At 58.3% G+C, this 21307-nt stretch carries 20 protein-coding genes; 11 read left to right on the forward strand and 9 right to left on the reverse strand.

The annotated features are described in order from the left end of the window. Positions 1-148: 148 nt before the first annotated feature. From ACA065_RS10900 to ACA065_RS10910, 3 genes are read right to left on the reverse strand one after another with little or no spacing between them, the layout of a single operon-like run. Positions 149-1246: a DNA alkylation repair protein gene (locus ACA065_RS10900; RefSeq protein ID WP_497694495.1), complete on the reverse strand. Its 1098-nt coding sequence runs from the start codon at positions 1244-1246 to the stop codon at positions 149-151. Positions 1247-1262: 16 nt separating this feature from the next. Then, positions 1263-2609, reverse strand: a complete 1347-nt coding sequence (locus tag ACA065_RS10905) for a glutamine synthetase family protein (protein ID WP_497694496.1) — start codon at positions 2607-2609, stop codon at positions 1263-1265. Between the two features lie 11 nt (positions 2610-2620). Continuing rightward, on the reverse strand, positions 2621-3178 hold the full coding sequence (locus tag ACA065_RS10910; RefSeq protein WP_497694497.1) for a helix-turn-helix domain-containing protein: 558 nt from the start codon (positions 3176-3178) through the stop codon (positions 2621-2623). Between the two features lie 61 nt (positions 3179-3239). Between ACA065_RS10910 and ACA065_RS10915 the strand changes: the two genes are divergently transcribed. The 4 genes from ACA065_RS10915 (at position 3240) to ACA065_RS10930 (ending at position 6060) form a co-directional block, all read left to right on the forward strand. Then, on the forward strand, positions 3240-3593 hold the full coding sequence (locus tag ACA065_RS10915; protein ID WP_497694498.1) for a nuclear transport factor 2 family protein: 354 nt from the start codon (positions 3240-3242) through the stop codon (positions 3591-3593). 196 nt (positions 3594-3789) lie between these two features. Then, positions 3790-4248, forward strand: coding sequence for an REP-associated tyrosine transposase (locus tag ACA065_RS10920; RefSeq protein ID WP_497694499.1), 459 nt, complete (start codon positions 3790-3792; stop codon positions 4246-4248). 234 nt (positions 4249-4482) lie between these two features. Continuing rightward, positions 4483-4791 (forward strand): RcnB family protein, encoded by a 309-nt coding sequence (locus tag ACA065_RS10925; RefSeq protein WP_497694500.1) that lies wholly within the window; start codon positions 4483-4485, stop codon positions 4789-4791. Positions 4792-4866: 75 nt separating this feature from the next. Continuing rightward, entirely contained in the window at positions 4867-6060 is a 1194-nt protein-coding gene (locus ACA065_RS10930) for an MFS transporter (protein WP_497694501.1), read from the forward strand. Here the strand turns inward: ACA065_RS10930 and ACA065_RS10935 are convergent. From ACA065_RS10935 to ACA065_RS10945, 3 genes are all read right to left on the reverse strand, one after another. Further along, positions 6023-6307, reverse strand: a complete 285-nt coding sequence (locus tag ACA065_RS10935; protein WP_497694502.1) for a DUF1652 domain-containing protein — start codon at positions 6305-6307, stop codon at positions 6023-6025. The genes ACA065_RS10930 and ACA065_RS10935 overlap by 38 nt on opposite strands. Before the next feature lie 14 nt (positions 6308-6321). Continuing rightward, positions 6322-6573 carry a CsbD family protein gene (locus ACA065_RS10940; protein ID WP_497694503.1) on the reverse strand — a complete coding sequence of 84 codons (252 nt, stop codon included), beginning with the start codon at positions 6571-6573 and terminating at the stop codon, positions 6322-6324. Positions 6574-6704: 131 nt separating this feature from the next. Continuing rightward, complete coding sequence (locus tag ACA065_RS10945; protein ID WP_497694504.1) at positions 6705-8201, reverse strand: PAS domain S-box protein; 1497 nt, start codon at positions 8199-8201, stop codon at positions 6705-6707. A 172-nt stretch (positions 8202-8373) separates the two neighbouring features. Between ACA065_RS10945 and ACA065_RS10950 the strand changes: the two genes are divergently transcribed. Both ACA065_RS10950 and ACA065_RS10955 read left to right on the forward strand, forming a co-directional pair. Next, positions 8374-9342, forward strand: coding sequence for a hypothetical protein (locus ACA065_RS10950; protein ID WP_497694505.1), 969 nt, complete (start codon positions 8374-8376; stop codon positions 9340-9342). A gap of 192 nt (positions 9343-9534) precedes the next feature. Then, positions 9535-10155 (forward strand): transglycosylase SLT domain-containing protein, encoded by a 621-nt coding sequence (locus tag ACA065_RS10955; RefSeq protein ID WP_497694506.1) that lies wholly within the window; start codon positions 9535-9537, stop codon positions 10153-10155. A 59-nt stretch (positions 10156-10214) separates the two neighbouring features. On the opposite strand, the gene ACA065_RS10960 is transcribed toward ACA065_RS10955, so the two are convergent. The 3 genes from ACA065_RS10960 to ACA065_RS10970 form a co-directional block, all read right to left on the reverse strand. Further along, positions 10215-11387 carry a hypothetical protein gene (locus tag ACA065_RS10960; RefSeq protein WP_497694507.1) on the reverse strand — a complete coding sequence of 391 codons (1173 nt, stop codon included), beginning with the start codon at positions 11385-11387 and terminating at the stop codon, positions 10215-10217. A gap of 14 nt (positions 11388-11401) precedes the next feature. Further along, entirely contained in the window at positions 11402-12289 is an 888-nt protein-coding gene (locus ACA065_RS10965) for a nitrilase family protein (protein ID WP_497694508.1), read from the reverse strand. Between the two features lie 111 nt (positions 12290-12400). After that, the gene (locus ACA065_RS10970; protein WP_497694509.1) at positions 12401-14356 is read right to left on the reverse strand and encodes a flavin monoamine oxidase family protein; all 1956 of its coding nucleotides are present in this window, start codon (positions 14354-14356) and stop codon (positions 12401-12403) included. A gap of 212 nt (positions 14357-14568) precedes the next feature. Between ACA065_RS10970 and ACA065_RS10975 the strand changes: the two genes are divergently transcribed. From ACA065_RS10975 to ACA065_RS10995, 5 genes are all read left to right on the forward strand, one after another. After that, a complete protein-coding gene (locus ACA065_RS10975) occupies positions 14569-14913 on the forward strand; it encodes an FKBP-type peptidyl-prolyl cis-trans isomerase (RefSeq protein WP_497694510.1) in 345 nt (114 codons plus the stop codon). Positions 14914-14937: 24 nt separating this feature from the next. Then, positions 14938-15375 carry a T6SS immunity protein Tdi1 domain-containing protein gene (locus ACA065_RS10980; RefSeq protein ID WP_497694511.1) on the forward strand — a complete coding sequence of 146 codons (438 nt, stop codon included), beginning with the start codon at positions 14938-14940 and terminating at the stop codon, positions 15373-15375. Positions 15376-16001: 626 nt separating this feature from the next. Then, positions 16002-16718, forward strand: coding sequence for an MgtC/SapB family protein (locus ACA065_RS10985; RefSeq protein WP_497694512.1), 717 nt, complete (start codon positions 16002-16004; stop codon positions 16716-16718). A 300-nt stretch (positions 16719-17018) separates the two neighbouring features. After that, the gene (locus ACA065_RS10990; RefSeq protein WP_497694513.1) at positions 17019-17645 is read left to right on the forward strand and encodes a response regulator; all 627 of its coding nucleotides are present in this window, start codon (positions 17019-17021) and stop codon (positions 17643-17645) included. Between the two features lie 6 nt (positions 17646-17651). Beyond that, positions 17652-21278, forward strand: a complete 3627-nt coding sequence (locus tag ACA065_RS10995) for a transporter substrate-binding domain-containing protein (protein WP_497694514.1) — start codon at positions 17652-17654, stop codon at positions 21276-21278. Positions 21279-21307: the final 29 nt, after the last annotated feature.

The raw sequence follows: 21307 nt of genomic DNA on the forward strand, positions 1-21307 counted from the left end.
GGGCCTCGCGGAATACATTGAAACTGCTACCTGACGGGTACTGAAAAACGCCGGGCGTTATGAACCGTAACGACGGAAGATGGAATCGCTTTAGAAAATAATTGACCTGTGAGGGCCGAGCTAGAGGACTTTTCTTAGTTATTCGTCGTCAATTTCGCAGTTCAAATTCGGCGCTGGCGAGCTTTTCGCCGTTGACCAATACATGCACCCAATGCTTACCGGGGTAGTGCTTGCGGGTGGTCAGCTCACGAATATGTTGTTCGCGCCGAAGGTTCTGATGCTCGCCCGCACCCAAGGTGAAGGCTTTGAGCTTGAACACTTTGGCCGCACTGTGACCGGCGCTTTTTACGTAGTCGATGGCGTAGTCCACCACCAGTTTTTGCGGGGCGGCGGCGGTGGATTCGAGGCTGAAGGACAGGCTGATGCGTTCGCCCAGGTTGATCACGGCCGGCGTGACGGTCAGGTGATGAATCTTCACCTCGGCCTTGGCCCCGGCGCCCATGATGGTCAGCGCGCGGGTGTTGCCTTGCTTGATCAGGCTGCGCAGCGCATGGCGGGCGATCCAGGCGGTGTGTGGGTTATCCAGGTGCCAGCCTTCGATCAGGCTGAGCACCCAGTCCGGGTGGTCCTTGGTGATGTCATTGAGGTGGTTGGCCACCGACTTGCGCACGTACAGGCTGCTGTCGGCCTTGAGGTTGTCGAGGATGGATGCGCACAGCTCGGGGTTGGCCTGCACGTCGGCCAGGCGAAAGGACCAGGGCAGGCGAGGGCGCGAGCCTTCGCTGGCCAGGCGGCGCACGTGTTCGTTGGCATCCAGCGACCATTGCTGCATGACCGCCAGGGTGCGTTCGAAGTCGTGCAACAGGAAGTGCCGGATGGCGAATTCGGCGGAGCCAAAGGTGGTGAAGTATTTGAGCGCGGCCATGGAGCGCTTGAAATCACCCTGGCCGTAACTTGCCACGTAGTGCGGCAGGAACAGGCTGACAAACGCGCTGTTCAGGCGCGGTGCCAGGGCGTAGAGCAGCTTGAGGGTTTGCGCGTAATCCAGCGCGATCACGGCATGCAGGCTTTCGCTGACCCGCGCCATGCGCTGCATCACCGACAACTGGGCAAGCCCGACCTTGGCGTGCTTGAGAAAGCCCTTGGCGTCGAACGCGGGGTACACCGCCGACATCTGGGCGCCGATGTGCTGCAGGCGTTCGATGTTGAAGATTTCCTTGAGGGCAGGGGCGCTTTGCTCGGTCATCGGTGGTTCCAGGGCGTTAGAGAAACCAGCGGTATTCCCGCGCGTTGATCTCTTGTTGAAAGGCCAGGTGATCCTGGCGTTTGTTCTCGCAATACACGTCGATAAATTCGGCGCCCAGCTTATCGCGCACTACCGGCTGATGTTGCATGGCGCGCACCGCGTCGAGCATTTCCAGGGGGAAGTCGCTGCCGCTGAGGCGGTCTTCATTCAATGGCGCGATGGGTTCTTGCTTGGCTTCAAGGCCATGCTCAAGTCCGGCCAGGATCGCCGCCAGCACCAGGTACGGGTTCGCATCCGCACTGGCCAGGCGGTGTTCGATGCGCAGGTTTCGCGGGTCGGACTCGGGGATGCGCACGCACGCATCGCGATCCTCAAAGCCCCAGCTGGCGCGGGTTGCCGCGTTGACCGTGCCACCCAGGCGGCGGAAGGCATTGTGGTTGGGCGAGAAGATCGGCATGCAATGCGGCAGCAGTTCCAGGCAGCCGGCCACGGCGTGGCGCAGCGGTTGCTGCTGGTGCGCGGCGAGCAAATTATTGCCCGCCGCGTCGTAAAGGCTGACATGCACATGCATGCCGCTGCCGGGAAATTGCAGGTACGGCTTGGCCATGAAGCTGGCGCGGTAACCATGCTTGAGTGCCACGCCACGCGTGCTGCGGCAGAACAGGGCGGCCCAGTCGGCGGCGCGCAGGCCGTCTTCGAGGTGGCCGAAGTTGATTTCGAACTGGCCGGGGCCGAGCTCGGCGGTGATCACCGTGATGTCGATGCCCTGGTCCTTGGCGGTTTGCGCCATGTCGTCGAGCACCTCGCAAAAGCGCGACAACCGTTCGATATGCAGGTTGGGTTGGTCATCTGCATCGTCGCTCAGTGGGTCGCGGGCGAATTGCGGCAGGCCGTTGTCGAGCTTCTTATCGAACAGGTAAAACTCCAGCTCAAAGGCCACCACCGGATGAATGCCCTTGTGCTGCAAGCGCTCCAGCACCTTGGCCAGCACTTCGCGGGGTTCGAACTCGATAGGTGCTTCGGTGCCGTCCGAGGTGATCAGCATCTGCCCCAGCGGTTGCGATTCCCAGCTCACCGGCTTGAGCGTGCCCGGCACCAGGCGACGGTTGGCGTCCGGGTCGCCGTCGTGGAAGCAATAGTCACCAATCTTGAACAGCCCGCCCTGCGCCCCGAGCAGCACGGCGTTTTGCGGCAGCTTCAACGGGCTGCCCGCGGCGACCTTTTCGAGCATCTCCACCGGGTAGCGCTTGCCGTAGAAATGCCCGGGAATGTCCAGGGCGATCAGGTCGACGTAACGCACGTCGGGGTGGTTCTGGCGAAAGGTCCGTACTTCGGCCAGCAACGTGGAAGACTGGTTTTTCACGGGTGTTGCTCCTAGTTGTAAACCCACAGCACGCGGGCGGGCAGATCAGTCAGGTTGGCGTAGCGGCAATGGGCGAAACTGGCCAGGTGGAAGCTGTCGCCAGGGCCGAGGGTGACCGAGTCGGCTTCCCCCTCAACCCACAGCGTCAACTCGCCCTCCAGCACAAAACCGGCCTGTTCGGCGCGGTCGCTCATGGTTTGCTCGCCACTGTTGGCGCCGGGCGCGAGCAGGCTGTCGAGTATTGAAAAAGCGCCATTCATGCTTGGCGAGACCAGGATGTCGGTGATGCCATTGGCGTAATACACCGTGCGCCGCTCGTTGGGGCGAGTGACCCAGGCCACCGCCTTGGGTTTGGGCAGGCTGTAGAAGTAGGTGGTGGGCACATCGAGGGCGTGGCTGATGGCGGTCAGGTCGGCCACGGTCGGGCGCGACAGGCCGCGCTCCACCTGGGAGAGGAAACCCACCGAGCGCTCGATTTTTTGCGCGAGTTGGGCCAGGGTGAGCTTCTTGTGCTTACGCAGGTCGTGGATCAGCACGGCGAGGACGTCGAGTTCTTCTTGTTGATTCATGAAATTTATATAAAGAAATTTCATGAAAAATTACAGGATTAATTTCATGGAGGCAATGGTGATGGATCTTCAAGCGCATTTGTTTGCGTTGGAGCAAGCGCTGCAGCAGAGCACGACACGCAGCGATGCCGCGCAGCTTGCACGTTTGCTGGCAGATGATTTTGTCGAGTTTGGCGCCAGCGGCAATGTCTGGGGCAGAAAGGCTGAGGTGATTGCCGGGCTGCAGGACGAGGCGTTCTGCGCACGCCACATGACTGAGTTTGCGGTGAAAACGCTGTGCGAAGGTATCGCGTTGGTGACGTATCGCTGCCACCGGGAAGGCGTGGGGGATTCGTTGCGCAGTTCAGTGTGGCGAGAGGAAGAGGGGCAGTGGCGAATGGTGTTCCATCAAGGCACACCGGTGCCAGCTATGTAACACCCCTTGTGGTTCACTTCCCATATTCTTTCAGGCAGTTCTCGGTGAGCTTTTTTGGGGCTGCTGCGCAGCCCAGCGGGAGCAAGCTCCCTCGCCACAGGGGGTTGGGGACACATTGGGAAACTGTATCGAACAGGATTGTCGTGGTGGGCTGCTACGTTGAATGGATCATTCATTCAATCGAGGGAGCAATGGATTGCTTCAAAAGCCCAATTCTCATTTGCTCAGGCGGGGTCGTTATTCGCAGTCAGGGCGTGCCTATCTGGTAACCGCTGTGGTTTACCAGCGTCGCCCGGTCTTTACCAACTTTCACCTGGGGCGGTTACTGGTTGCAGAACTCAGGCAGGTTCATGAGCTTGATCTGGTCAGTTCGCTGGCATGGGTCATTATGCCGGACCATTTCCATTGGCTTTTCGAGCTGAGAGACGCGACGTTGCCCGAGGTGATGAAGCGCGTAAAGTCGCGCAGCACGTTGGCCATCAATCGAGCCTGTCGGACGCACGGTGCTTTTTGGCAGAGCGGCTACCATGACCGTGCGGCGCGTGCTGAAGAAGACCTTATAAAAATCGCGCGCTATATCATTGCCAATCCACTGCGTGCGGGGCTGGTAGAACAGATCGGTGACTACCCACTTTGGGACGCTGCCTGGCTGTAAAGCCAGAAGGCTTTTGTGGCGAGGGAGCTTGCTCCCGCTGGGCAGCGAAGCTGCCCTAATCCATCCACCGCATTCATTCAGGGCGTTTGCGGTGAGGCTTTTGGGGCTGCTGCGCAGCCCAGCGGGAGCAAGCTCCCTCGCCACAGGGGTTCGATGTGAGCTGAAGGCGGGCTGAATGATTCCGTGCGCCCGCGGTCGGAACCTGGGTACGCACCATTCATTCAAGGAGCACCCATGAAGTCCAAAGCCCTAGCTGCTTGCCTGCTGCTCACCGCCGGCCTGTCCACCGCCAGTTTTGTCGTGCAGGCCGGTGATACCCCTCAAGAAACCGTAAAACCTTCAAGCATCAACACCCGTGACCTGAAAGAAGGCGATCGCGCCCCGGACATGCTGATGCGCAAGGAGTCAGCGGTCAGCGACTGGAAAAAGCGCGGTTTGAAGCAGCCGGAAGCAGACAGCCAATGGGCGCGTGTGGGTGACAAGTTTGTGCTGCTCAAAACCACCAACGGCACCATTCTCGAGATCACGCCTGTCAAGAAATGACCGGTTTATTTACCTGCTCTTGCGGTAAGGTAACCGACCACACAGGTCGCGTTACCTTCAAAGCATGAGGGCAGGATGCTTGCCACAATAAGACACTACCCGCGCAGCGTTAACCTGTTGCTATCGGCCACGTTGCTGCTGACGCTGGCCAAGGCGATCACCTTTCCGTACCTGGTCATTTACCTCACCCATCACTTCGGCCTCGACATTACCCAGGTCGGGCTGGTGATCGGCAGCTCATTGATTGTCGGCTCATTGCTCAGCGTGTACGGCGGCTTCCTGGTCGATCGCATCAACAGCTATCGGCTGCTGCTCGGCTTGAGTGCGCTGTTTGTATTGGGCTTTGTCGGCACGGTGGTGGCGCATGATATCTGGCTGTTCTACAGCTGCCTGATCCTGATCAACCTGGCTTACGCTGTCATCGACATTGCGGTCAAAGCCGGTTTCGCCAGCCTGCTGCCCGAAGACACGCGCAGCGAAGTGTTCTCCATCAAGTACACCCTGACCAATATCGGCTATGCCGTCGGCCCGTTTTTTGGGGCGATGGTGGCCAAGCTCGACATCAGTCTGCCATTTGTTTTTTCGGCGTTGTTTGGGGTAGGGTTTTTCCTGCTGTACTGGCGCTGGGGTGACCGCACGCTGACCACCGTTGATGCCATGCACAAACCGGTGGCTTTTCTCGCCGTGGGCCGCTTGCTGCTGCGTGATCAGCGCCTGGTGTGCTTTACCGTCGGCGGCTTGCTCAGTGCAGTGGTGTACGGCCAGTTCACGGCCTACCTGTCGCAATTCCTGGTGACCACCACCACCGCTGACTATACCTACACCGTGATCAGCGCTGTGCTCACCACCAACGCTGTGCTGGTAATCGCTTTGCAATATGTGATTGGCCGGCGTATCTCGCACCGTTACCTGAGCCCATGGCTGATCGCAGGCCTGGGCATGTTCATGCTCGGGGTGATTGGTTTTGCACTGGCCACCAGTGTGCTGTGGTGGGTGGTGGCGATGGCGGTGTTTACCCTGGGGGAGATCATCGTGGTCCCGGCCGAGTACATGTTTATCGACCGGATCGCCCCAAACCACTTGCGAGGCATGTATTACGGGGCGCAGAACCTGTCCAACCTGGGCGCCGCGTTGGGGCCGGTGTTGTGTGGGCTGGTGTTGGCCAGCCTGCCGGCCCACAGCCTGTTTTACATGCTTGGGGCGTTTATCGTCGGTGGCGGGGTGTTCTATCTCATTGGGTCGTCGCTGAAGGAAAATCATCCAGCGTAAGCGTGCCAATATTCTTGCCGAGATTGTTGCTTTGCAGTTCGTAGCGTAATTCTTCGACCATTTTTTCCACTTCCTGCGGGGTCTGCAGCCGGTTGGTGCTGATCCCGGTCACCACCAGGTCGACCCGGCCGGTTTCGGCGTCGAAGACCTTGAGGGTCAGGGACGCATCCCGGCACAGGGTGAATTCGCACGTCAGCGGCGACAGGCCTTCTTCGATGCAATTGCGCAATTGAGAGAGGGTAAACATGCGGCTGAGCCTCCTCAACGACGACGCAGCAACAGACCCACCAACAGGCCGACACCGGCGACGACGGCAACGGTAGCCAGCGGCTTGTTGCGGGCGAGATCACTGACAGTATCCAGCGCGTCACCATAGCTTTGCTGCAGTTGACCGGCAGCCTGGCGGGCAACCCCTTCGGCTTGCAACTGCTCATCACCGGTCAGGTCGCCGATAAAACCCTGGGCCTTGCCGGCAACTTTCTCGACGGCGCCTTTGACTTGTTCGCTTTTCATCGTGCATTCCTTCAAGAGATCAAATCATTTCGGCACGGGGCCTTAGGCCCTGTGCCCACTCTTCAAGGTTAAGCACCGCGTCATGCGCAAATAAGGCGAATTTGCACTGGTCGCACTAGTGCATTTGCACTCTATTTCTTACTTTTAACCCGCAATTCACCGGCAAAAAGCCCGCGTTCACGCGCCCAAACGATGGCTGCGCTGCGGCTGTGCACCCCCAGCTTGGAGTACACCGTGGCCACATGGTTACGTACGGTGTTGGGCGCCAGTTTCAGGCGCGAGGCGATCTCCTTGTCGGCCAGGCCTTCGCAGATCAACCCCAGCACATCACGCTCGCGAGCCGTGAGGTCGGTGAAGGTTACGTTGGGCAGGTTGGGGCTGTTGACGCTCTTGGCATTGGCGAGTTTTTCGATCAGGGTCTGGCTGAACCAGGAGGCGTCCTGCATCACTTCCTCGATGGCCGCCACCAGTTCCAGCTCCGAGCGTTTACGCTCGGTGATGTTCATCATCACCAGCAGGTAACAGGGCACATCCTCGATGATCACGGTGTCGGCGGAGACCACGCAGTCGATCACCTCGCTGCCTTTTTTACGCAGCTTGAGGTCCTGGCCATCGAGATTGCCGGCTTTTTCCAGGGTGGCGAACAGCTGCGCGCAGGCCGTGGGGCTGTCGATGAAATTGATGTCTTCGATGGCTTTGCCGATCAGTTCCTCACTGATATAGCCGGTAATGCTCATGAAGGCTTCGTTGATATCCACCACCTGGCGGTTGGCGGCGCTGCACACCAAGGTCGGCACCGGCGTCAGGCGGAAGGACTTGGCGAAGCGCTCTTCACTTTGGCGCAAGGCAATTTCCGCTTTGCGCCGCGGTTCTAGGTCGGTGAAGGAAAACAGCATGCAGTCTTCCTCGTTCATGTCCAACGGCTGCCCCGCGACGATCACCAGTTTGCTGCCGCCTTCGGGCAGGCGCAGCTCGGCCTGCATCTGCGGGATGGTCGCGCCTTCGCCCAGGCGCTGGATGGCCAGGTCCTTGCGCTCGGCCTGTTCGAGTACATCCAGTTCATACACCGAGCGGCCGATGACCTGATCGCGGTTGTAGCCGGTCATCTCCAAAAAGCCCTGGTTGACCTTGATGTAGCGCAGGTCGCTCAAGCGGCAGATCACCGCCGGCGCCGGGTTGGCGTTGAAGGTTTTCTCGAAGCGCTGCTCGGCGCTGGCCCACTCGGTGGCGTCGCTGAGGATCAACACCAGCAGCTCGGGCTCACCCTGCGCGTCGGTCAGCACCAGGCTGCGCAAGCGGTGGACCCAGCTGCGCTCTTGATCGGCGGTGGGGGTGACTTCTACCACCACATCGCTGAATTCTTCGCCCGCTGCCACCCGGCTGAGCGGGTAGCTGTCCAGCACTAAAGGGTGGTTGTTGCGATAGCGCAGGGCGAAACGCTTGGCGTATTCCGCAGTATTGGCGCCGAGTGCCTCGACCTCGCTGACCCCGTGCATGGTCAACGCGGCTTCGTTGGCCCAGAGGATGGTCTGGTCGACCTCGGCCAGGATCACGCCGTCAGACAGCCCGGAGATGATTTGCTGCAATTGGCGGCGGTTGGTTTCTTTAGCAAGAACGTCCTGGGTCATGGTCTCTCCGGGGGATGGGCGCATGGGAATTACGACACTCGGGCTTCAGGATAGTGCAGAGAAATTGCCCGGCACGGGGTACGAATGCACCAGATGGCCTGGTGCATTTGAATGAGGACGACTGTCGCGGCGCTCGCCAGACTGAAACGGTCAATCACTCAAAGGATTAATCATGACCACTGTCTATGAAACCAACCGTTCACCGTTTCGCGTGTCTTGGAGCTCTGTGCTGGCCGGTAGTGCAATTGCCCTGGTGACCTACCTGGTGCTGAGTGTGTTGGGCACGGCCATCGGCGCGAGTGCCGTCAACCCGATGGAAGCCGGTAACCCGTTGCGAGGCTTCGGCACGGGCGCCGGGATCTGGCTGTTTGTATCGACGCTGGTCGCCATTGCCGTTGGGGCTTTCGTGGCCGGGCGCACGGCGCCGGATCGCGGCGGCCTGCACGGCGTACTGACCTGGACGCTGACCACGCTGTTCACCACCTGGCTGCTGGCGGCGTTGGCTTCGAGTGTGGTGGGCACCGCAGGCAATGTCGTCGGCAAAGGCCTGTCCGCTGCCGGTAGTGGCATCGCCGCTGCAGCGCCGGGCATCAGCGACAGCGTCAAGCAGCAGCTCGATGAGCAGGGTATTCACCTGGACTGGAACAGCCTGCAAGGCCAGCTCGACACCTTGCTCAAGCAAAGCGGCAAGCCTGAGCTGGACCCGGCCAACGTCGAGCAAAAAACCGACCAGGCTGCCGCCGACGGCAAGCAAACGGCGACGGATGCAGCGACCAACCCAGCCCAAGCGGGTGATCAGCTCAAGCAGTGGTTTGATCGGGTGAAGGCCTCGGGTGAGCCTGCGTTGAATGCGGCGGATAAAGACGCGCTGGTCAACATCGTTGCGGCCCGTACCGGCAAGAGCAAGGAAGAAGCTACGCAGATCGTCGACAACTATGCCCAGGCCTATCAGCAGGCCATGCAAAAGGTCGATGAGCTCAAGCAGCAGGCTGAGCAGAAAGCCCGTGAAGCAGGTGAAGTCGCTGCCAAACAGCTCTCGCGCGCCGCTTGGAGCACCTTGGTCATGTTGCTGTTGGGCGCGGTTTTGAGCTTCTTTGTCGGTCGCACTGCGCTGACCACGCGCCGCGTGCCTTTGGCTTAACCGTTTTTGCGGCAAGGACGCCGCTTTTTACTGGCACCCAACATGCTAGTGTCAGCACGATAGATGCTGACTGACCCACCGCCTTCGCGAGCGAGCCCGCTCCCACAAGGTTATGTGGCGACCCGATAACCTATCCGCCCGAATGAATGCGTAAAATAGCGGCCTTTTACGCGTATCACGCAAAGGTGCCCTTTGAGCGCAGGCAAAGCCGTCGGACTGTTATTACTCACTTCACTGCTGGCAGCGTGCGGCACCTCGCCGCCACGCACGCCCAACGACCTGTGCGGCATCTTCCGCGAAAAGGACGACTGGTACGACGCCGCCAAAGTCACGCAAAAGCGCTGGGGCGTGCCGATCCAGGTGCCGTTCGCCATCATGTACCAGGAATCCGGTTTCCGTCAGGACGCCCTGGCCCCGCGCAAATACCTGCTGTGGATCATCCCCTGGGGCCGCGTCTCCACCGCCGCGGGCTACGCCCAGGCCAAGGATGAAGTGTGGAACGACTACCGCAAAAGCACCGGCCGCAGCGGCGCCAGCCGCCAGGACTTCGACGACGCCATCGACTTTGTCGGCTGGTACATGGACAAGACCTACACCATCAACGGCGTGTACAAATACGACGCCTACGGCCAGTACTTGAACTACCACGAAGGCTGGGGCGGTTATCGCCAGCGCACCTACGCCGCCAAAGCCTGGCTGCCGCCGGTGGCCAGCAAGGTGCAGGCGCGTTCGCAGATGTATGCGGCGCAATATGCAGGGTGCAAGGATGATTTGGGGCGCGGGTTCTGGAGCCGGTTCTGGCATTGGTTGTGAGCCACCAAGTCTGCTTACCATCCCCACGCTGCATGAAGCATGCAGCGTGGGGAAGATTCTTACATTTGGACTAACCAGCCCACCACGGGGACTACTAAAAGCGTGCTCAACGCCATTGAAATCACATTGGCGATGTATGGATGAAAGTGAGCGGGTAATCGCCCTGCAATGGCACTGGCTAAGGGCGGTGCGATCAGCGCACCAAGCAGTGCACTTGAGCCTATCACCGTCCAACTACCGCCATAGGTCAACACCGCGGCAGGCACTACCGATACCAGTGGGACGTAAGTCGGATACCAACCCCGTTTGATCCACTGGTGCCGCCAGATCACTACACCCAACGCCGACGTCAGTGCTTGTGCGGCGAGTAGAGGCAAGACCAGGCCTGATCCATACGCCGGGCTGATGGGGTTCAGCGCGTATGCCAGCAACACGCCTGCCAGCAGCCCGAGGCTGGCCAGCTCGTTCCCGAAAAACGGTGCTTCAGAGAAGTCCGCCAGAACCCGACGCAGACTCCAGACTACACCGTAGGTGGGCGGCTTGGGCGGCATTGGTTTGGCTGGGGCGGTGTAGTCCGAGCGCACCAGGGAGGGTACACGGCGACACAGTACAAACGCTATAACACTGCCGACGGCCATCCCCATTACATTGCCTATCACCACTGGCAGACCCAAGGGTACGCACACGAAGTTCACGATCAACAAGCACATCGGCGTCACCAGCAATGCGCCCAGGAGCGCTCCATTGAGCGTGATTTTCCAGCCGCCACCAAACATCAGCACCATCGCCGCCGGCAATGAAACGAATGCCGCAAACGTAGGTTGCCAGGTCTGCGCGGTAACGCTCCAGCCCCACAGCAAGTTACTCAGCAGCAGCCCCAACAATGAGCTGGTCACCAACCATGGCCACAGCCCGGTCCCATAGGAGATCGAAAAACCCTGCCAGGTTTTTCCGTGCTTGCTCGCCCACCAGGCCAGGTAGGCACCGCTCAGTAAACCGAGCGAGGCAAGTTCATGTTTGTAGAAGGCAACTTCACTGATGTCCCCGAGTATCCATCGCAGCCAGGCCATAGGATGGGGCAGGCTTGTGGCCATGTCGCGGTAGCCTGGCCAAGAACCTTGATGACTGAGTGCCACCCAGGCCACCAGTAATACACTGATCAGCCCCAAAAGAACGACCGTGATGTCCGAACGTGAGCAGTTGCGCCTTGCAGGAGTAAAGAGCGTTCGCATGTTTTCCCCTCTCATCAACGCGGCAGAGCGGGGTGTTGGGAATACCCGAGCATTTGATCGTAGAGATCATTGCGTCGGTCGCGTTGCAGATCGTTCAGGCTGTTCCAGATCGGCGCACTGCGGGCGCTGGTGATATCAACATCGGCAAATAGAATCTCCTGGCGATTGGCCGAAGCCACCGCACCTATCGGCCAGCCATTGGTTCCTGCAATCAACGAACATCCCAGGTAGCGGGCATCGCGCTCTTCACCAATGCGGCTGGCCGCTGCGATAAACACGTTATTCACATGGGCAGCAGTCATCGTCAGGTAGGACGCCATGCATTTTCCCGCGTCATCAAATAGCGGCGGTGGCGTCCACACCCAATTATTCAGGCTACAAATGATGTCTGCGCCTTGCTGACTGAGAATACGCGGTACTTCCGGGAACCAGATGTCCCAGCAGATCAACATACCGATGCGCCCAATCGGCGTTTCAAACACCGGAAAGCCTGTATTGCCGGGGGTGAACCAAAGTTTTTCCAAGTTCCACAAATGAGCTTTGCGGTACTTACCGATGTACCCGTCGGGGCCGAGCAGCACGGCAGTATTGAACAACTGCATGCCGTCTTTCTCACTCAGGCCCGCGACCAGATACACCTGATGCCTGCAGGCAAAATCAATCCATGCGCGCACACTGACGCCATCGGGAACCGCTTCTGCGTGATCAAAGGCGTCTTGGCGACTGCTGAAAAAGTACCCGCAATTGGACAGCTCAGGCAGCACGATCAGGTTGGCGCCGCCATTCGCTGCCTCGGTTGCCAGGGCAAGACTCTGGCGCAAATTGTCAGCTCGGTTGGCCATACCGACCTGCGGATCAAGTTGGATAACCGCTATACGGGCCGGGCTGGTTGGTTCGCTCATCGATGTGACCTCTTATTGTTATGCAGCCGGGGTTGGCTGAATGTTTATAAGAGTCGACAAGGTGTTTATATGGTAGTCGGGCGATTCCTGTTGCGGCGTAGTCTGTTTCTTTTACTTCTGGTTTTCGGTTTTGTATTCGGGGTAGTCCTGCATCGTAAAGCCGCCGTTGAAATGGGCATTGGTTTTGTCACAGATGTTTATCACCGTATCAATGGCCCCCCTGAAACAAGGTTCGGTCCAGCCGGCATCAACAGAGAAAGACTCGCCGCAAAGATAGAGTCCCGACGTGTGAGAGAAATCTCGATTATATTTCATCAGGCTGACCGCGTCGTAATAAGTGCCTGCACGATAAAGTTTTGCGCAGCCAAGAGAATTTTTGTCGTTCATCCAGCGTTGAACGACCGCACCTTCACGTCCGATGTAAGGCGATATTTTTTGTCTTATGTTGGTAGATTTCAACAGGATTCGGTCAAGCTCCTCTATGCACTTGTCAACAAGTTCCACATCGCTGAAGCAGGAGAGCTTTGTCGCGTCGTCTTCCCATGTGTAGCTGAGGAGAATGCAGTCGTAGACGTGATTGTTATTGTAGCGATAGGTATAAACGTCATGGATGAGGCTGTCAGTTACGATGGCTTGAGGGATGTTGTGGTGGTTAGAAAGAAAAGATTTTTTAAGCGGCGCGTATACCTTGCAGCTGGTTTCCCAATGAGCGGTCTTATAGGCGGCGACTATGTCGAATGGCAGCATCTGTTGGTTAAAATTTTCGAGCAGGATTTGTGTCTCTATTAGCCAAGATGGCAGCGTCATCACGACGGAATCGTAGTCTTCAAATTCTTTTTTTGATCTTTCTGGCCGTAAGGTGTTCCGCTCATAATGGACTCTTATTCGCCCATTAGTCAGTTTTTGTAGCGTGGTGACTGTGCTACTTGTCAGTAACCCGGATTGACTTTTAAGTAAATGTTCATAGAGAGACTCGTCGGTCTCGTCCGGCTTGATAAAAAGTAAAGACTCCGCTAGAGCACCAAGCCCAATGTAATTCGGTTTGTTGAAGATAAGACCTTTGGAATCGACGGTCGATTGAGCATTTAAATAAGGTGATGCCATGGGCGTGCCATCCGAATTTACCCGGCCGTGGATCAACTGCAGATGACTACTGAAGCCAAATATTGCCGTACGTAATGGATAAAGCGAGCAAACATCATAGAATGCGCCCCAACTGCCATCACCAATTCCGATCGAGTAGAAAACAGCAGATTCTTGCGCAGTCATACCCATTCCGCCAAAATTACCAGGGTCACGTTGGCGCCAGGCATCTATGGCTGGCATTTTCACCAGGTCACGAAATGAAAGGCTCTCGTATTTGCTGACGATAGACGCCCACATGGATTCCCAGTGTTCGGACCCATAATGCTCGGCGACGTGCAGGGTCATGCGGTCGGCAAACGTTTTCCACTTCGCAAAGACGGTGCCTAATGTTTGGCCTGGGGGCACAGTTTTTCCATCGGTGTTTTTCCAGATAAGCATGGTGGGCTCACCGTTACCATCAACGCTCCCTTCTCGCAAATAGATGCCTGTTGATCGTACGGCAGGGCTGCCGGGGTTTGGAAAATCAGAATGGACTAGTTTAAAGGCCTTAGCGTAATAGGCCATGAGTGAGCGGCCGTCGGTGGGTGGCTCATTTGATTTATTGAAAAAGGGCATTCTCATTGCGCCCATCTCAAACGGTGGCCTGCCAATTGAGTTGGTGATATGTCTACCGAGGGCGGTGAGGTGTCTGCCGCCAATACGCGTGGATTTTTCAATCACCGTGATATTTTTGAAACCGCACCTGTGTAATTCCCGTGCGGTGGTTAAACCTGTAACGCCCGCACCAATAATGCAGATTTTGTGCTGCGCTTGAGTGGCTTGCGCAACGCCATTTTCCTGTTCTACCAAGGCACGATAGTCAAAGCACAGGTCTGGCGGGTTAGGGAATCTAGCCCTCCATTTGTCACGAGTAGAACGCTTTTCCCGATGATGCCCCTGGGCGATGTCTGATGGATAATTAAAGCCGGAACCGATGGTCATTCTGATATTCCCTATTCAGAGTCAATTGTCTCTTCATAGGGTGAAGGCAGGCACTGTGGAGCAAGAATAAGCAGCGTGTGATTCTAGTCTAGGCAACGTCGTATTCTTTCGTAGGTGGAGTACAAACTCGCCAGGTGTTGAGCGTTCCTACACTTGCCAAACCTACCCAATTCTGGGAAAACCCCAGCCTTTACGCATTCAACGAGACCCCCATGAGCAATGACGAACTGCAGATCACCGACGTCCGCCCCGGCGCGGGCAAAGCCGTGGTCAAGGGCGCGCTGATCACTACCCAATACACCGGCACCCTGGAAGACGGCACGGTGTTCGATTCGTCCTGGGCGCGCGGCAAGCCGTTCCAATGTGTGATCGGCACCGGGCGGGTGATCAAGGGTTGGGACCAGGGGTTGATGGGCATGCAGGTAGGCGGCGTACGCACGCTGTTTGTACCGGCGCACCTGGGCTACGGCGAGCGCTCGATGGGCGCGCATATCAAGCCCAACAGCAACTTGCGCTTTGAGATTGAGTTGTTGGAAGTGCTGACGCGCGATGATTGACGGTTTTCGACGCAAGGAGGCTGCATGGACATGATTCAAACCATACGCGACAGCTGGGGCTGGGTGGGTATCGACCCCGTCGAGGTGGTGGGCACCACCGCTTTTGGCAACTTGATGATCAAGGATACGCAGGCACGCTACTGGCGGCTGTGCCCTGAAGGGCTTTATTGCAAGATGATTGCGCAGACGCGTGCGGCCTTGGATGAGATCTCCAGTGACCAGGCATTTCTGCGTGACTGGTATTTGCAACCGATGGTGGAGCAGGCCGAGGAGGCACTGGGGCCGTTGGCGCCTGGCCAGGTTTACCATTTTGTTATTTCGCCGGTATTGGGTGGCCAATACGCCATCGACAATGTGCGTCAACTTGGTCATGTCGAGCAGGTTCGGTTCTGTGGTGACCTGGCGCTTGAGATCAAGGATTTGCCTGACGGCGCGCACGTGAAGCTCAGGATTGTCGACTAGTTATTTGAAAGGACAGCACCGCATGGAGGTGGTGTGTGTTACTGAACGGCGGCCGAACTGCAGCACCTCTTCGGTGGGAGCTGGCTTGCCTGCGATGCAGACACCTGGGTACATCAGGCATAATCCGTTGAGGCCATCGCAGGCAAGCCAGCTCCCACATTTGATTGTTGGTAAATCCTGGAAAGCGGTTCCTGAACGTCCCCTGAAAAATCCTCCTATTGCCCATCGGTAAATTTTCCTACGGTTTACTCCCCCTGACATCGCGGCGTAAACTCCGCGCGTTTTAATCAATAGCGGAGACCCTCAGTGGGTACTTGTTCGAGTGACAGTTGTCGGCCGGTTTCGGTAACCGGCATCTACTTGGCAAGGTAACGCGCATTTTTTCGATGCCGTTATCTCGCCTGAAAAAGCGAGCAGCGGCATCCCGGCAGCGCCTGTCCTGGCGCCTGCCCGAATCCCTCTCATCGACGCTGACCAGCACCGCTTTAATCGGCACCACGATTAAATGTGGGAGCCGGGCTTGCCCGCGATAGCGGTATATCAGTGATTCCGTCCGGTGAATGACACACCGTTATCGCTGACAAGCCAGCTCCCACACGGTTCGGGTGCATACAGGGAGATTTCTTATGCAGGCAATTAACAACATCAACCTCAATTCCTTGGTCGATACCGTCGTCAGCCTCACCGCGGCGTTTATCCTCGGTGGCTTGATCGGCTTCGAGCGCCAATACCGCCAGCGCACGGCGGGCTTGCGCACCAATGTGCTGGTGGCGGTGGGCGCGGCGATTTTTGTCGACATGGCCAACCGCCTCGGCGGTGCCGAAGGCGCGGTCCGTGTGGTCGCGTATGTGGTCTCGGGCATCGGCTTTCTGGGTGCCGGCGTGATCATGCGCGAAGAGGGCAACGTGCGCGGGCTCAATACCGCAGCCACCCTCTGGGCATCGGCGGCGGTCGGTGCGTGTGCGGGGGCCGACCTGATTCTGGAGGCGCTGCTGGGCACGCTGTTTGTGCTGGCGGCCAACACCTTGCTGCGCCCGATCGTCAACAACATCAACCGCCAGCCGTTGGACGTGGTGTCGGCAGAGGTCACCAATATCCTCTACGTCATTGCGCGGCGCAGCCAGCAACAAGCGGTGATGGTCCTGCTGGAAGCCGAGTTGGCGCGCAGCAACTACCCGGCCAGCGACGTCGACGTGCGGCCGTTCGGCAGTGAAGAAGTGGAGATCGAAGCCACCCTGGTTGCGACCTCGGTAGACGGCGACGAGCTCGACGCGCTGGTTGCGCGTATTTCCACGTCGACCTTGGTGGTGCAGGCGTTCTGGAGCCCGAGTACTACCGACTAGCCTGGTGCTCGAAAGCGTCGCCAAGTACTGGATTGGCAGTGCCTTGCTAGGATAAATCCTACATTTTGCTGGGATTATCCCTTCGGATGAAACGCAATTTCGTTGTTAAGGTTGCGCACTTGTAGCTAGCCGGCAGCGACGGTTTAGCTGTAGGTGTTCGACATTTTTCAATCGAAGGGACCAGGCGCAGCCTGGCTATCGTCCTGAGCAGGGGCAGTACCGTTGGTCGGCACTGTCATTTCTCACAGGTACCTGTGTCCCGTGTGATGTGTAAGGGTTCTTACCTCCCAGGGGAGTTTTATGAGCAAAGCTTTAATAGTCGATGATCATCCATTTATCCGCCAAACCGTTCGGTTCCTGCTCAAGCAGGAGGGTTTCACTGAAATCGATGAGGCGGGCAATGGCGCGGATGCCGTTCAGAAGGCCAGGGAAGGGCGCCCGGACCTGATTATTCTCGACTTGGCCATCCCGAAGCTGGGTGGCCTGGAGGTGATCGGTCGGGTTAAGGCGCTGGGCCTGCCGTGCAAGATGCTGGTACTGACGTCGTCCCTTCCAGAGTTTTTTTCCGCTCGCTGCATGCGCGCCGGTGCCATGGGGTTTGTCGCCAAGACAGGCGAACTGGATGAGCTGCAAAAGGCGATCAAGGCGGTGATGTCCAACTACAGCTGTTTCCCCAGCTTGCCAACCAGTTCGGTGCGCCGTGACGATTTGCAGGCCTCGGAGCTGCAGTTGGTGGAGTGTCTCTCGGATCGCGAGTTGGAGGTACTACGCAAGCTGGCTCTGGGCCTGGGCAATAACGAGATTGCCGAAGATATGCTATTGAGCCACAAGACCATCAGTACCTATAAGACGCGGCTCAAAGACAAACTGTGCATGTCGTCGGTGGTACACATGGCAAAGTTTGCCCAGCGTAATCATCTGATCTGATTCGAAATGACCCCAACCTACATTCGACGGTTGATGATTGCCCTGTTGATGGGGCTGTTTCCGATGCTGGCGATGGCCCTTGATGAGCCTCACCCCCTGCGTTTGCTGGGGCACGCCACGCTGGATGGCAATGGCCTGTCCGTGGCGCTGGGGGAGGCTGACTGGCACTGGCTGCGCGAGCGTCGTACGTTGTACCTGGGGGTTTCAGCGCCAGACTATGCGCCGTTCGAACTGACGAATAATAACGACGAACTTGAAGGGATCACGGCCGATTATGCGCGGTTGCTCGCCCAGGCGCTGAATGTCATCGTGGAGGTTCGGCGCTACGATACCCGCGATGAGGTGATCGAGGCGCTCAAGCGGGGCGCCATTGACTTGCTGGGGACGGCCAACGGTTTTGAAGCGGGCGACCCGCAGTTGGTCCTGTCGCGCTCCTATGCCAATGATCAACCGGTCCTGGTAACCCGTACCGGAGACACCCAGGCCTTGACTGTCGATCTGGCAGGCAAGCGTGTGGCAATGCTCTATCACTACATGCAGCCCGATGCCGTTCAGGCCTTCTACCCCAAGGCCCGGTTGGAACTGTTCCCGTCTATTTTCGAAGCCATCGGCGCCGTGGCGTTCGGGCGCGCCGATGTCTACCTCGGAGACGCCATCACCGCCAATTACCAGATCAGCCGCAACCACCTGAACAATGTGCAAATGGCGGATTTTTCCACGTTGGAATCCAACTCTTTCGCCTTCGCTGTTGCCCGGGACAACACTCGGTTGCTGCGCATCGTCAATTCGGCGCTGAGGGCGATACCGGCTAACGAACAGATGGAAATATTGCGTCGTTGGAGCGGTGGCAACCTAGGCCTGCTCGGTGCTCAGCGGCTGCACTTGAGCACCAACGAACAACGTTGGCTGGAGAAACATCCGCGGGTCAGAGTGGTGGCGTCCGACCAGATGCTGCCTTTGGCATCGTTTGGCGCTCAAGGGCAATTGGACGGCTTGAGCGCTGACGTCTTGTCCCGGATCAGCCTGCGCACCGGATTGAAATTCGATGTCGTCCCTGGCGGCTCCATGCCCCAACAGATCGACGCGGTCAGCGCCGGCAGGGCGGACATGATGGCGGTGATCACCCCTAGCATCGAGGGCTCCGATCAGGTGCGATTTACCCGGCCCTACCTGACCAATCCGCTGGTGCTGGTGACTCGAAACGACGACCCCGCGACGATGACCTTGGAAGACATGCCCGGCAAGCGCCTTGCAATAACCAGGGGCAGTGCGCTGCGTGAGGTGATCAATCGCGATTACCCCGGCATCACCTTCGTGGAGGCCACAAACCCCACGCAAGCCGTGGGGCTGGTGGCCTCTGGCGGCGCCGAAGCGGCGGTCAATTCATTGATCAATGCGCGCTACCTGATCGCTCTGCAATACCGAGACATCGTGCGCGTGACCAGCACCGTCGGTTCTGAACCCGCACGTATGACATTTGGGATCAACCGTGGCCAGTTGGAGTTGTATTCGATACTGGACAAGGCATTGCTGAGCATCCCGCCCCAGGAAATGGATGAGTTGATCAACCAGTGGCGCACTGACGTGATCGTCGAAGACCATTGGCTACGCCATCGCAGTGCGATCATTCAAGGGTTTGGCCTGGCGGCGCTATTGCTGCTGATAACCCTGGGCTGGGCTTTTTACCTGCGCAGCCTGATCCGCAAACGTGCCCAGGCCGAGCGTGCCTTGAGCGACCAGATGCGGTTTATGGGGGTGCTGATCGACGGCACGCCGCATCCGATTTACGTGCGTGACCGCCAGGGGCGGTTGATGGCCTGCAACAGCGCTTACCTGGAGGTGTTTGGTTTTACGCTTGAAGCGGTGATCGGCAAGACGGTCATACAAACCGACTCCGGCAACCCTCCGCAGGCCCAGTCCTTCCATGAGGACTACCTGCAACTGATGGAACGTGGTGAGCCGCAGATTCACGATCGGGTCATCAAGTTGCCCAGTGGCAAGGTGTTGACCATTTACCATTGGATGCTGCCATACCGTGACGGCGACGATAACGTTGTGGGCATGATTGCCGGTTGGGTGGACGTCAGTGAACGCCAGCGACTGTTGGGCCAGTTGCAGGAAGCCAAAGAGGACGCCGACGCCGCCAACCGCGCCAAGACTACGTTCCTGGCGACCATGAGCCATGAAATCCGCACGCCCATGAACGCGGTGATCGGCATGATCGAACTGGCCCTTGCGAACGCCGAGCAGGGCCGCGCCGACCGCGATGCCCTGGAGGTGGCGTCGGTGGCGTCCCATGGGATGCTGGAGTTGATTGGCGATATTCTTGATATTGCGCGGATCGAGTCCGGCCATCTGTCCCTGGCCCTGGAGTCGGCCAACTTGCATGAGTTGCTGATGTCGCTGGTGCGAGTGTTCGAGGGGCTGGCGCGGGCCAAAGGCCTGGTGCTGCAGGTTGAGCTTGATCCGCTGATTGATTGCCAAGTACTGGCCGACCCCTTGCGCTTCAAACAGGTGGTGTCCAACCTGCTGAGCAATGCCATCAAGTTCACCTCCCAAGGCCAGGTACGGTTGGGCGCGCGCAGTTCGCCGGCAACAGACACCGGCCAGCTAAGCCTCAGGCTGTGGGTGGAAGATACCGGTATAGGCATCAGCGCCGAAGACCAGCAGCGCCTGTTCAACCCGTTTATTCAGGGGAGCAACACCGAGCAATCGGCGCGTAGCGGTTCGGGGTTGGGCCTGGTGATCAGCCGAAATCTGTGTGAAATGATGGAGGGCAATCTGCAGTTGAGCAGTGTGCTCGGCCAAGGTACGCGGGTCGACGTGACGTTGCTGTTGGCCAGGACGGCTGCATTGGCGGTCGAGGTTTCAGCCCCAGGCCCCGCCGTGCAGCCGGTGCGTGCATTGGACATTCTGGTGGTGGATGACTACCCGGCCAACCGCCTGCTGCTGGCCCGGCAATTGAGCTTCCTGGGGCACCGCATCATCACAGCCGAAGACGGTATCGAGGGGCTTGAACTGTGGAAAACCCGGCAGCCTGATGCCGTGATCACCGATTGCAACATGCCTCTCAAGGATGGCTACACCTTGGCGCGTGACATCCGCGCGCAAGAACGTGAGCAAGGCCTGGAACCGTGCCTGCTGCTGGGGTTCACCGCCAATGCACAACCGGAAGAAACCCAGCGTTGCCGTCAAGCGGGCATGGATGATTGCCTGTTCAAGCCTGCCGGGCTTGAGGACTTGCGCTCAGCCCTGGCCACGCTCACGGCCCTTCCTCGTCCAGATGCAACTGAAGTGGCGTTCGATTTGAGCACGTTAATCTCGTTGACGGGGGACGATCACGCCGCGCTGAAGGAGCTGCTTGAGCCGTTGCTCGATAGCTTGGAAGCTGACCGCGCGCTGCTCCCGTCGCTGCAACACACAACGAATTTTCACGCGCTGCATGACCTTGCTCACCGCGCCAAGGGCGGGGCACGAATGGTCAAGGCCCAGGCGCTGATTGCCTGTTGTGAAACGCTCGAGTCGGTCTGTCAACGACAGGAGCGTAAGGCTTTGGGCTCGGCGGTTGACGCCGTCGGTGAGGCAATCGGCGAGCTGCATCATTACCTGAGTGCTTATTGCAATCGGCATTGACGATGGTTGATGGTCATTTGGCGGATTTG

This window comes from Pseudomonas sp. LBUM1640 (genome assembly GCF_059716225.1).

Bases quoted from the DNA above. Each gene is read 5' to 3' on its own strand.
- ACA065_RS10900 (WP_497694495.1), bottom strand. From the start codon at position 1,246: ATGACCGAGCAAAGCGCCCCTGCCCTCAAGGAAATCTTCAACATCGAA.
- ACA065_RS10910 (WP_497694497.1), bottom strand. From the start codon at position 3,178: ATGAATCAACAAGAAGAACTCGACGTCCTCGCCGTGCTGATCCACGAC.
- ACA065_RS10915 (WP_497694498.1), top strand. From the start codon at position 3,240: ATGGATCTTCAAGCGCATTTGTTTGCGTTGGAGCAAGCGCTGCAGCAG.
- ACA065_RS10925 (WP_497694500.1), top strand. From the start codon at position 4,483: ATGAAGTCCAAAGCCCTAGCTGCTTGCCTGCTGCTCACCGCCGGCCTG.
- ACA065_RS10930 (WP_497694501.1), top strand. From the start codon at position 4,867: ATGCTTGCCACAATAAGACACTACCCGCGCAGCGTTAACCTGTTGCTA.
- ACA065_RS10935 (WP_497694502.1), bottom strand. From the start codon at position 6,307: ATGTTTACCCTCTCTCAATTGCGCAATTGCATCGAAGAAGGCCTGTCG.
- ACA065_RS10940 (WP_497694503.1), bottom strand. From the start codon at position 6,573: ATGAAAAGCGAACAAGTCAAAGGCGCCGTCGAGAAAGTTGCCGGCAAG.
- ACA065_RS10945 (WP_497694504.1), bottom strand. From the start codon at position 8,201: ATGACCCAGGACGTTCTTGCTAAAGAAACCAACCGCCGCCAATTGCAG.
- ACA065_RS10950 (WP_497694505.1), top strand. From the start codon at position 8,374: ATGACCACTGTCTATGAAACCAACCGTTCACCGTTTCGCGTGTCTTGG.
- ACA065_RS10960 (WP_497694507.1), bottom strand. From the start codon at position 11,387: ATGCGAACGCTCTTTACTCCTGCAAGGCGCAACTGCTCACGTTCGGAC.
- ACA065_RS10965 (WP_497694508.1), bottom strand. From the start codon at position 12,289: ATGAGCGAACCAACCAGCCCGGCCCGTATAGCGGTTATCCAACTTGAT.
- ACA065_RS10970 (WP_497694509.1), bottom strand. From the start codon at position 14,356: ATGACCATCGGTTCCGGCTTTAATTATCCATCAGACATCGCCCAGGGG.
- ACA065_RS10975 (WP_497694510.1), top strand. From the start codon at position 14,569: ATGAGCAATGACGAACTGCAGATCACCGACGTCCGCCCCGGCGCGGGC.
- ACA065_RS10980 (WP_497694511.1), top strand. From the start codon at position 14,938: ATGGACATGATTCAAACCATACGCGACAGCTGGGGCTGGGTGGGTATC.
- ACA065_RS10985 (WP_497694512.1), top strand. From the start codon at position 16,002: ATGCAGGCAATTAACAACATCAACCTCAATTCCTTGGTCGATACCGTC.
- ACA065_RS10990 (WP_497694513.1), top strand. From the start codon at position 17,019: ATGAGCAAAGCTTTAATAGTCGATGATCATCCATTTATCCGCCAAACC.
- ACA065_RS10995 (WP_497694514.1), top strand. From the start codon at position 17,652: ATGACCCCAACCTACATTCGACGGTTGATGATTGCCCTGTTGATGGGG.